The 11,800-nt window shown below is 45.8% G+C and carries 10 protein-coding genes; 8 read left to right on the top strand and 2 right to left on the bottom strand.

The features are described 5' to 3' along the window. Nucleotides 1-141 precede the first annotated feature (141 nt). The gene (locus NSS95_RS07565; RefSeq protein WP_014098273.1) at nt 142-294 is read right to left on the bottom strand and encodes a YpzG family protein; all 153 of its coding nucleotides are present in this window, start codon (nt 292-294) and stop codon (nt 142-144) included. A gap of 673 nt (nt 295-967) precedes the next feature. On the opposite strand from NSS95_RS07565, the gene NSS95_RS07560 reads away from it, so the two are divergent. From NSS95_RS07560 to NSS95_RS07525, 8 genes are all read left to right on the top strand, one after another. Beyond that, nucleotides 968-1,963 carry a glycoside hydrolase family 15 protein gene (locus NSS95_RS07560; protein WP_035184824.1) on the top strand — a complete coding sequence of 332 codons (996 nt, stop codon included), beginning with the start codon at nt 968-970 and terminating at the stop codon, nt 1,961-1,963. A 300-nt stretch (nt 1,964-2,263) separates the two neighbouring features. Further along, nucleotides 2,264-4,204, top strand: coding sequence for a 1,4-alpha-glucan branching protein GlgB (gene glgB / locus NSS95_RS07555; protein ID WP_035184826.1), 1,941 nt, complete (start codon nt 2,264-2,266; stop codon nt 4,202-4,204). Continuing rightward, entirely contained in the window at nt 4,204-5,361 is a 1,158-nt protein-coding gene (locus NSS95_RS07550; protein ID WP_014098277.1) for a glucose-1-phosphate adenylyltransferase, read from the top strand. Before glgB ends, NSS95_RS07550 begins: the two co-directional genes overlap by 1 nt. Nucleotides 5,362-5,378: 17 nt before the next feature. Further along, nucleotides 5,379-6,488 carry a glucose-1-phosphate adenylyltransferase subunit GlgD gene (glgD, locus tag NSS95_RS07545; protein WP_035184828.1) on the top strand — a complete coding sequence of 370 codons (1,110 nt, stop codon included), beginning with the start codon at nt 5,379-5,381 and terminating at the stop codon, nt 6,486-6,488. 13 nt (nt 6,489-6,501) lie between these two features. Further along, the gene (gene glgA / locus NSS95_RS07540) at nt 6,502-7,929 is read left to right on the top strand and encodes a glycogen synthase GlgA (RefSeq protein WP_017550405.1); all 1,428 of its coding nucleotides are present in this window, start codon (nt 6,502-6,504) and stop codon (nt 7,927-7,929) included. A gap of 362 nt (nt 7,930-8,291) precedes the next feature. Next, on the top strand, nt 8,292-9,161 hold the full coding sequence (locus tag NSS95_RS07535; protein ID WP_035189855.1) for an NAD(P)-dependent oxidoreductase: 870 nt from the start codon (nt 8,292-8,294) through the stop codon (nt 9,159-9,161). A gap of 23 nt (nt 9,162-9,184) precedes the next feature. Continuing rightward, nucleotides 9,185-9,940, top strand: a complete 756-nt coding sequence (locus NSS95_RS07530; RefSeq protein ID WP_014098281.1) for an exodeoxyribonuclease III — start codon at nt 9,185-9,187, stop codon at nt 9,938-9,940. A 214-nt stretch (nt 9,941-10,154) separates the two neighbouring features. Continuing rightward, entirely contained in the window at nt 10,155-10,583 is a 429-nt protein-coding gene (locus NSS95_RS07525) for a cell wall hydrolase (RefSeq protein WP_035189861.1), read from the top strand. On the opposite strand, the gene NSS95_RS07520 is transcribed toward NSS95_RS07525, so the two are convergent. Beyond that, nucleotides 10,580-11,770 (bottom strand): MFS transporter, encoded by a 1,191-nt coding sequence (locus NSS95_RS07520; protein WP_014098283.1) that lies wholly within the window; start codon nt 11,768-11,770, stop codon nt 10,580-10,582. The genes NSS95_RS07525 and NSS95_RS07520 overlap by 4 nt on opposite strands. Between the last annotated feature and the right edge of the window lie 30 nt (nt 11,771-11,800).

Below are 11,800 nucleotides of genomic sequence, written 5' to 3'. Positions count from 1 at the left end.
TTGCCTTGCCGGCTTATGCAATTCAGCTCATCGCTATACCAATATAGCATGATTTTAAACGAAAAACAAGCGTTTTGGCGGATTTCCGTTTATTACCACAACCAAAAAAGGCCGGGAATCATCCCGGCCTTTTTAGTATCCTCACCAGCGATGCGCTTTTGCATTGCTCCTCAAGATGATGGTGTTTTGTGTAACTTCCGTCTCGCCATTGACCTGGGAATTTGTATGTTTCCGCCGCGTCCAGTTGTAATGGAACAACTCGGAATGCGGATCCAACTGGTCTTTGTAGCTCATACGATCACCTCTTGGAAGGATTTGGATACCGCTGATATTCATACCGAATATCAATTCTAGCTTGTGCAGAAAGGGCAAAATTACACATCCTGTGTGTTTTGGGCAAAATCCGGCTGAAAGGCAGAGCAAAAAAATCAAAAGACACAATGTGCTAAAAACTCATACATTGTCACATTTTCCCCATCCATATCAAGATTAAGATGTACGTATGGCACATTGTACTAATAACAGAAAATGATCAAAGCCGCAATTATGCCAAATTGGAAACCATGCCGCGCCTAAATAATCAAATTACACTGTGTGCTGATAACACAATAAAAACAAAAACCAAAACAAGCATTTAAGGGAAAGGAACGGAAAAAACTCCGGGATGCCGGAATTCAAGCGGGCAGAAACGGGCAAAAAAATCGGGCTTGATTAGGCTTTCTATATAATCATCCAACAAATGCAGACATAATATATAAAAAACAACCGTCCAGGAAAAGAAATGGCTGGCAATGGCAGCAACGCCGTTTGTCAAATCACGGCTTTTCCCGGCTTGAATGCATCTGCAAAAAGCAAAGATCTTCTTGAAAGCGCTTTAAAACAGGGGAGTTATGTTGGAATGGTTATAAAAGGATCAGCCTCTTGCCAACACTAATGGTATGGATCAACTTTTTGGAGGTGAAGATTGATGAACATCGAAAAAGCTGTTGAGGTCATTGACCGGATGCGCCTGCCAAACGGTGCCTATACCGCCAGTTTGTCTTCCGACTACCATTATGTTTGGATCAGAGATGTCGTATATACCGTTCTGCCTTTTTTAGCCACGCCGTCCCCGTATTATGAAAAAGCATACCAGGCATTGCTTGATCTGTTTATCCGCTATGAGTGGAAAATTGACATTCATACAAAGAAAAGGCCACGGTATTTATACGAATATATCCACGCCCGCTATTCCACTGACCTCGAGGAACTCCCGCAAGAATGGGGCCATGCCCAAAACGATGCTATCGGTGCTTTCCTTTGGGGCGTAGGGGAAGGCGTCCACCACGGCCAAAAAATCATCCGCAGCCAGAAAGATTTGGAGATTATCCAAAAACTGGTTGACTATCTCGAGTGTCTGGAATATTGGCAGGCCGAAGATAACGGGATGTGGGAAGAGAATATGGAAGTGCATGCTTCAAGTGTCGGGGCATGCGTTGCCGGCTTAAAAGCAGTCAGGATGCTCGTGCATGTGGAGGATGGGCTGATTGAAAAAGGGGAAGAAACACTTTATAAACTGCTGCCGCGGGAGAGCGCAGGCAAACCGACCGACCTTGCTTTACTGTCTCTCATTTACCCTTACCGGATTGTCAGCCGAGATATGGCGCTTCAAATACTGGAAGATGTCACCACAACGCTTGAACGGAAATACGGCGTGATCCGCTATGTCAACGACCAATACTATAATGAAGGCGCCGAAGCCGAATGGTGCTTTGGTTTTCCATGGCTTGGTTTATGTTTCTATGAACTGGGTATGTATGATAAGGCAAATGAATATGTGGAAAAAACCAAAAGCATCATTACGGAAAATTGGGAAATCCCGGAACTTTATATCGGCGGCAAGTACGTGCCGAATGGAAATAAACCGCTTGCCTGGTCTGTTTCTTTGGCGTACCAGTTCTTCAAAACAATGGACGTCCGTTAAACAATTGAACAGCCGATTTTAAGCTGTTTTAAGTCGCGACCCGCATATTCATTGCATGTCAAACCAATGCGGCGCATTTAAAACAGCTTTTTTCTATTCTGAAAATATACGCCGGCTGATTTTCTTTTTCCACTGATGCAGCGTTCACTGCAGCATGGGCGTCTATTGAAAAACGGAATGACGAATTTGCAAATAAAATCATATTGTTTCCATTTCGACAAAATTAGACGGCTTTTTTTGCAGGATTCGTAAAATTCATAACGAATAGTAAAAGTATGCTGAAATAGCGGAGGTGTGACATTGGAAAACTCAGTTAAGTATTCGCAACAAGTCCTGCCCACTGATTTCGAGCTTTATTTATTCCACGAAGGCACCCTTTACGAAAGCTATACTTTGTTCGGGGCACATGTCATGGAGTATGAAGGAAAAAAGGGCGTGCGGTTTGCAGTTTGGGCGCCGAATGCGCAAGCCGTTGCCGTAGCCGGCGATTTTAACGGCTGGGACGGCAGCAAACACCAAATGAAACGACTAAAAGATTCGAGCATCTGGGTGTTGTTTATTCCGGATCTCGCGCCGGGTGAGCTGTATAAATATGAAATTACAGGGCCTTCCAGCAACACTTTTTTTAAAGCGGATCCATATGCGTTCTATTCGGAAGTGCGTCCGAAAACGGCATCTGTCATTTATGATCCCGGCACATATCAGTGGCAGGATAGAAAATGGATGAGCCACAAAGCAAAATCCGATCCGTACCACGAGCCGATGCTGATTTATGAAATGCATTTCGGTTCATGGAAGAAAAAAGCCAATGGCGATTTTTACACCTACCGTGAAATGGCAGACGAACTGGTCCCATACATTGCCGGGCATGGCTATACGCATATCGAGCTCATGCCGATGATGGAGCATCCGTTTGACCGGTCATGGGGCTATCAGATTACCGGTTTCTATGCACCGACAAGCCGGTACGGGAAGCCGGAAGATTTCATGTATTTTATCGACAAATGCCATCAGAACGGCCTCGGGGTGATTTTAGACTGGGTTCCCGTCCATTTCTGCAAAGACGCCCACGGACTCGGGCGCTTTGACGGAACACCGCTGTTCGAGCCTGCAGACCCTGACATGGCAGAACGGCCGATTTGGGGTACATACAATTTTGACTTTCAGAAACCTGAAATTTTCAGTTTTCTTATTTCCAACGCCATTTTTTGGATAGACGTTTATCATATTGATGGCTTCCGGGTGGATGCAGTTTCTTCTCTTATTTATTTAAACCATGACAGGGGAGACGAAAAGAAATTGACAAACCAATATGGCGGTGATGTCAATTTGGAAGCTGTCGAGTTTATCAAAAAATTAAATGAAGCCGTTTTTAAAATGTTTCCGCATGCCTTAATGATTGCAGAAGAAGCAACATCGTGGCCGCTCGTAACAGCGCCGGTTTACGCGGGCGGGCTCGGTTTTAATTATAAATGGAATATGGGCTGGGTGCATGATGTGCTCACCTATATGCAGACACCGGAGGAAAAAAGGCCTGATGCCCATGATCTCCTCACCTTTTCCATGTACTATGCTTTTTCGGAAAACTATGTACTGCCTTTTTCGCATGATGAACTGGTTTACGGGAAGAAATCGCTGCTCAATAAAATGCCCGGGGATTTCCCGCAAAAATTTGCAAATTTACGCCTTCTTTATGCTTATTTTATGACACATCCGGGTAAAAAATTATTATTCATGGGAAGCGAATTCGGACAGTTTGACGAATGGAAAGACCTGACGCAGCTGGATTGGATGCTGCTGGATTTTGAAACGCACCGTACCTTCTTTCAGTTTACAAAAGCCTTGAACGCATTTTATCAAAACACAAGAAGCTTGTGGCGCTTGGACCATGACCCTGAAGGTTTTGAATGGATTGATCCGAATAATCGCAGGCAGAGCATCATAATTTTTATGAGAAGAGGGAAGCGGAAAGGGGATTATTGCATCGTCCTCTGTAATTTTTCAAAAATCAAATATGACAAATTCCGAATCGGCGTGCCTTCATTTGGGAAATATATCGAAATTTTCAATACGGATGATGAACGGTTCGGCGGCAGTGGTTTGTTGAACAAAGAAGCAATCCAAGTGGATAAGGAGCCTTTTCATAACCAGCCATACAGTATGGAAATCAGCATTCCCCCACTCAGTGCATTGATCTTTAAAAAGCAATCAAAAAAACGGCAAAGGGGTGGCAAAAAATAATGGCAGAAAAGAAATGGATGGCAATGCTCTTAGCAGGCGGACAGGGAACAAGGCTCGGGGATTTGACGTCCCAGCTGGCAAAACCGGCAGTGCCTTTTGGCGGCAAGTACAGAATTATTGATTTTTCACTAAGCAACTGCATGCACTCGGGCATTGATACGGTCGGTGTGCTGACGCAATATGAACCCCATCTTTTAAACTCGTATGTCGGAAACGGGAAAGCATGGGACCTTGACAAAAATTTCGGCGGAACAGCCGTGCTGCCGCCGTATGTAGGGAAAGACGGCGGCGAATGGTATAAGGGGACAGCCAATGCGGTTTACCAAAATATCCAGTATATTGACCACTACAACCCGGAATATGTTGTCATTCTTTCAGGCGATCATATTTATAAAATGGATTATCGGAAACTGTTAAAATCGCATATGGAAGCAGGGGCGCAGGCGAGTATTGCCGTAATTGAAGTCCCGTGGCAGGAATCAGGGCGCTTCGGCATTATGGTAACAAACGCAGAAGGAAGAATTGTTGAATTTGAAGAAAAACCGAAATTCCCAAAGAGTAATCTCGCGTCTATGGGCGTGTATTTATTTAATTGGAAGCTTTTGCGCGAATATTTAATACAGGACGAGAAAAACAGCGCTTCCTCGCACGACTTCGGGAAAGATATTATTCCGAAAATGCTGAAAGATAAAAAGAAAATGTATGCTTATAAATTTGAAGGTTACTGGAAAGATGTCGGCACGGTCCAAAGCTTCTGGGAAGCACATATGGACTTGCTGGAAGAAAAACCGGCATTTGATCTGGATGATCCGGACTGGCGCATTTTCACCGGAGATGCGAACCATCCTCCGCAATATATTGCGCCCCAATCCAATATTAAAAACGCACTCATCAACGAAGGCAGCTGGATTTACGGGAATGTTTTCCATTCTGTCATCTCGGATCATGTTTATATTGGCAAAAACAGTACAATCCAGGATTCCGTCATCATGCCGAATGTCACGATCGGCAGCAATGTGACCATCGAACGCGCCATTATTGCAAGCGGCACCGTCATTGAAAACGGCAAAAAAATCACGCCTTCAAAACCAAATGATATTCAGTTGTACAGCTGTCCGCAAAACGGCGAAGAAGCGGAAATAAAAGAAGTTTTATAAAGAGGGACGGGTGAAACATGACGAACGTACTAGGAGTTATCAATTTGATCAATGAAAAGCCGATTTTAAAGGAGCTGACAAAACACCGCTGCCTTGCTTCCGTTCCGTTCGGCGCCAGATACCGCTTCATTGATTTTGCACTTTCCAATCTCATTCATGCTGAAATTACCCAGGTTGCCGTTTTTACGAAAGACAACGGCAGATCGATCATAGACCATATTGGTTCCGGAAAGGAATGGGATTTGGACCGGTACGACGGCGGGCTGTTTATCCTGCCGCCGGTTGCCGATGATGCAAAATTGAAGGGGGATATCCAGGGCTTTTATGATCATCGCGAATTCTTTGAACGGGCCTCGGCAGACCTTGTCATCATCTCGCCGGGAAGCAACGTCAGCAAACTCGATATTTGTGAGCTGGTCGCATCCCATGAGAAAAGCCAGGCGGATATCACCGTTGTATACAGAAAATATGACGGGGAGCCGATCCAAAAACCGAACTATCATCAAGTAGTGGTAGATAAAGAGGACAACGTACGGGACATCGAACTGTTTACCGCTCCGCAAAAGGGTGATCTTGTCTGCCTGGAAACCTATGTGCTGTCAAAACCGTTGCTGATGGATCTCATCCAAACCTGTTATGAAAACGGAGAATATGACTTTTTGCGGGATGCGATCAAAGCGAATGTCCATAAATTTAAAATTAAGGGGTATCACCACCGCGGCAATATGATCTTTATCCACTCCATGGACAGTTACCACGCGGCAAACATGGCCATGCTCGACCCGGATACGATCCGCGCTTTCTTTTACAGCGACTGGGAAATTCTGACCAAGATCAAACATGAGCCGCCGACAAAATACGGACAAACAGCGGACGTAAAAAATTCATTTATTGCGAACGGCTGTTTAATTGAAGGGACGGTGGAAAACAGTATTATTTTCCGCGGCGTAAAAATCAAAAAAGGAACAGTCGTGAAAAACAGTATCATCATGCAAAAATCAGAAGTGGAAGAAGATGCGGTATTGGAAAATGTCATCGCAGACAAGCAGGTAGCCGTTACCCAGCATAAGGTGGTTGTCGGGACCCCGTCGCATCCGACAGTATTATCCAAAAAAGAGATCATTTGATGGAGGAGACAAGATGAACGTATTATTTGCTGCTTCAGAATGCGCACCATTTATTAAAACAGGGGGGTTGGGCGATGTGATCCAGGCATTGCCCAAAGCTTTGAAAAAAGCGGGGATCCATCCGGTAGTCATCCTGCCGAAATATGAAGATTTACAGCCTGAAGTGAAAGCGCGCCTCTCCTTTATGACCAGCCTGACCGTGCCGGTTGGATGGCGGAAGCAGTATTGCGGGATTGAAACATTGGAAGAAGGGGGGATCCGTTATTATTTTTTGGACAACGAGTATTATTTTAAACGGCATGGGAGTTACGGCTATTTCGATGATGGCGAACGGTTCGCCTTTTTTTCGCGTGCAGTGCTTGAAGCCCTTCCTTATTTGAATGAAAAACCGGATGTCATTCATTGCCATGACTGGCAAACCGGGCCGATTCCCGTACTGTTAAAAGCGCATTTTTCCAGCCATCCTTTCTACCAGGGCATCAAAACGATGTTTACGATTCATAATTTGCGCTACCAGGGGGTATTTCCAAAAAGTGTCCTGTCAGATCTGCTCGATTTAAGCGAATTATATTTCCATGTGGATGGTCTTGAATTTTACGGGAATGTCAGCTACTTAAAGGCAGGGATTGCTTATGCAGACGCCATTACAACCGTCAGCCCGACATACGCCCGGGAAATCCAGACGCCGTATTACGGGGAAAATCTTGACGGCTTTTTGCGGATGAAAAGCAACCGCTTGGAAGGCATTATCAACGGGATTGATACGGATGCTTACAATCCCAAAACAGACGATGCACTGTTCTTTACATATGAGGACTACCCGGGAAAATTAAAGAATAAAAAAGCCTTGCAGGAAGCCTTCCATTTGCAAGTGGATTCCGGCATTCCCGTTATATCAATGGTGACAAGGCTGGTAGAACAAAAAGGCATCGATCTGGTGCTGCATGTGATCCATGAGATGTTAAGTTTAAATGTCCAGTTTGTACTTCTTGGCACAGGCGAGCATCAGTACGAGGAAGCATTCCGGCATCTTGAAAGCCAGTATCCAGGTCAGGTATCCGTACATATTTATTTTGATGAAGCCCTTTCCCATAAAATTTATGCGGGCAGTGACTTGTTTTTAATGCCATCCAAATTTGAACCGTGCGGCATCGGGCAACTGATCGCCATGCGGTACGGCACATTGCCGCTTGTGCGTGAAACCGGCGGGCTGAAAGATACCGTAAAGCCGTACAATGAATTCACGGGCGAAGGCAACGGGTTTTCGTTCACAAACTATAACGCGCACGATATGCTGTACACGATTGAAAGGGCCGTTTGGTTTTTCCGCTACCAGCCGAAAACATGGCAGTCGTTATCTGAACGGGTGATGGGGCTTGATTTCAGCTGGGTACATTCTGCAAATGCATATATCCGGCTGTATGAAGAGTTATGCCCGTAAAGAACGGGGAGCTCTTAAACAAAATGGAAAAAGGCGCCTGCTTCGTACTGGCGCCTTTTACTGATGCCCATGTTTGTTTCTCCGGCTGATGGCCTTTAAAATCGATAACTTATCTTGAAGCGTTAACATATTCCAGCTTCCGACTTTGATTTTCACTTTTCCCACCCCCCCACACAAGGATTGGCGAACATCGATTGTACTTGTATAATACCGCTTTTTTCTTCAATACAAACACCAAATATTTCTACAAAAATTGCGTATTTCTTGCCGCATTTTTTCTTTAACATTAGAATAAGAACAGAATATCCCTTTAAAGCTTATGGCTTTTCAGGTGAATTTGTCTAAATATGGAGGCTTTTGTCATGAAGATAGGTTGGATCGGTCTAGGGCATATGGGATCTCCGATGGCCCGCCGCCTTTTAGATGCGCATTTCGATTTGTTTGTGTATAATCGCACAATTAAGAAAACGGAAAAACTAGCTGAAGCCGGCGCAGCCGTTTGCAAAACGCCGAAAGACATCGCCGAAAATACAGACGTCATTGTCACGATGCTGACCAATGCCGCGGCAGTAGAAAACGTTTTACAAGGAGAGGACGGGGTGCTTGCCGGCCTTACGAAAGGGAAAACAGTCGTGGATATGAGTACCGTCAGCCCTTCCGATTCCATCCGTTTTGCCAAATGGGTGGAAGAAAAGCGCGGGCATTTTATTGATGCACCGGTATCGGGTTCAGTACAGCCTGCAAAAGAAGGGAATCTCGTCATTCTTGCCGGCGGCCGGAAAGAAGAGATTGATGCTGTGCGCCCCATGTTTGAAGTATTAGGAAAAACCATCATTCATTTTGGCGAAAACGGAAAAGGCAGTGCCGCGAAATTATCGATTAATTTGCTGCTCGGCCTGACGATCGAGGGAGCGTCCGAAGCCATTCTCTTCGGGGAAAAACTAGGGCTTGAAAAGAAGGATCTGATTGAAATGATTTCGGCTTCTGCATGCAATACACCTATTTTCCAAATGAAAAAGAAGGCATTTTTACAAGAAGATTTTCCGGCTGCATTTATGCTCGAATTAATGGCAAAGGATCTTGGCCTTGCAAAAGAGGAAATCAAAAAAGCCGGTATGTCGCTGCCACTGGCGGATGCAGCCGAAAAAACATACAGCCGGGCGAAAGCAGACGGAACCGGAAAAGCGGACGTCGCTGCGGTTTATCAAGCATTAAAACAGCTGAACTTTTAAATGCAATGGAGGAGAAACCGGGGATGAAATTTGTTTCTTGGAATGTGAACGGGCTCCGCGCCTGTGTAAAAAAAGGGTTTCTTGCATTTTTTGCAGAAACGGACGCCGACATTTTTTGCGTGCAGGAAACGAAACTGCAGGCAGGGCAGATCGCCCTTGATTTGGACGGCTATTATCAATATTGGAATTATGCCGAGCGGAAAGGGTATTCAGGCACGGCCGTTTTTACAAAAAAAGAGCCGCTTTCCGTGCGCTACGGCGTCGGCGAAGATCGGACAGAACCGGAAGGCCGGATTTTGACACTCGAATATGAAGATTTTTATTTGGTTAATGTTTATACGCCGAATTCCCAGCGCGATCTAGCCCGCCTCGGTTACCGCCTCGAATGGGAAGACCGGATGCGGGCCTATTTAACGGAGCTTGACAAAAAGAAGCCAGTCATTGTATGCGGCGATATGAACGTTGCCCATCAGGAAATAGATTTAAAAAATGCAAAAAATAACGTTGGCAATTCTGGGTTTACAGCGGAAGAACGCGGTAAAATGACCGGGCTGCTGAACAGCGGATTTATTGATTCGTTCCGGTATTTTTATCCTGAGCGGGAAGGCGCTTATACATGGTGGTCTTATATGAACAAAGTGAGGGAAAGGAATATCGGCTGGCGGATTGACTATTTTCTCGTATCCAAAAGACTGGCCGGCCGTTTAAAAGATGCCGGCATGTATCCGGAGATCATGGGCAGTGACCACTGTCCGGTATTTTTAGAAACCAATTTTTAATTTGCAGGATCCGTTTCTGCCGATTGCCCTTTTGTGCCGTGCGCCCAAACTTAAAGCCCGGTACTCTTCCGATTTAACAAACATCAAGCATCCGGTGTTTTCCGCCCGGGTGCTTGATTTATTCCGGACACAGGCGGGGTTCTCTTTTTGTGTTTTGCGGCATAAGATAAAAAGCGAAACTTGTGCGCAATTTGCAAATTCAGGGAGGCTTAAAATGGCAGTCGTAAAGGCATCAAGTGCAGACATCGATTTACTGGCACGGCTTTTAAGGGCGGAAGCAGAAGGAGAGGGGCAGCTTGGCATGCTGCTTGTCGGCAATGTCGGCGTAAACCGGATCAGGGCGAATTGTTCGGATTTTATCGGACTCCGGACCATTCCGCAAATGGTTTATCAGCCGCATGCTTTTGAAGCAGTGATTCACGGATATTTTTACCAGCGGGCACGGGAAAGCGAACGGCGGTTGGCCAGACGTGCGATTAACGGCGAAAGGCATTGGCCCGCCAAATACAGTTTATGGTATTTCAGGCCGCAGGGGGACTGCCCGCCCACATGGTACGACCAGCCGTTCGTTGCCCGGTATAAATTGCATTGTTTTTACGAACCGACAGCTGAAACATGCGAAAATGTGTATAACACTTTTTAATTTGCGAGCCTTTTTTCGTTTGGCAAGAAGCAGGATATAACAGCACCGATCATGGGCAAGAAAGATAAAATGGTAAATACACTGGCAACCCCGAACATATCAGAAACGCCGCCCATGAAAACAGAACCGATCCCGCCGGCGCCGACCCCGAAACCAATTGACAGGCCGGATGCAAGCGCGATATTTTTAGGCAACAGCTTTTGCATATAGATCACGCCGACAGAAAAGCTTGAAAGGACGCTGAAACCGAAACAGAGCAAATCGAGTACAGCCAGCCAGCCGCTTAAATGCGGAAGCAGCAGTGCAAAAGGCGTGGCAAGGAACATGGACACGACAAGCAGCCGTTTCATGCCGGCCCGGTCCGAAATCATGCCGCCAAAAAGTGTGCCCAGTGCCCCGGCCCCGACAAAGACAAAGTTCAATAGTTCGCTCATTTCCAAGCTTGCATGTTTCATGTAAAACGGAAGAAAAATGACAACCCCGACCTGGCACCAGGAACGCAAAATAATGACCAGAACAAGCAGGATGACGCCGGGAATATGGTTTTTTCCGGCGATTTCTTTTCTCCGGCGCTGGATATTTTGCACTTTGCTGTTCATCCAGCCAAGTAAAGGGGCGGTTAAAATAAGGGATAAAAGAGCAACCGGAAGCAACCAGATCAGGCCGTGTATGCCGGTATGTACCAAAAAGAGCGGAATCATAAGCGGCCCGAAAGCCTGTCCGGCATTTCCACCAACCTGGAATATTGCCTGTGCCAATCCTTTTTTATACCCGGACGCAAAATGGGTGCCGCGTGATGCTTCCGGATGAAAGACGCCTGACCCGAATCCGGAAAGCGCAATAAAAAGCAAAAGCCATGTGAGTGATGGCGCAATTGCGGTTAGGCTCAGGCCGGCAATCGATAAAAAGACACCAAACGAAAAAAGCCAGACCCGTGGTTTCCGGTCCGTCAGTATGCCAAAAACCGGCTGTGTGACCGATGAAGTAAAATAAGAAACCAGCACAATTAAAGTGGATTGCGTATAATTCAAATGGAGCGCATGCTTGTACATGACAACAAGGGCAGGGACCATGCCGGTTGTCACCAGGTCATTTAAAAAATGCGCACCGCTGAACGTAAACAGCGCACGGCGAAAAAAAGGATTTTCTGCCTCTAACGGCGCTGATGTAAATGATTGACTTCCCATACATACTCCCACTTTCTCGTAATTTCTTTC

It is taken from the genome of Weizmannia sp. FSL K6-3076 (genome assembly GCF_038007245.1).
GTDB classification, from domain to species: domain Bacteria; phylum Bacillota; class Bacilli; order Bacillales; family Bacillaceae_C; genus Weizmannia; species Weizmannia faecalis.
This window is presented reverse-complemented; position numbering and strand designations above follow the sequence as displayed.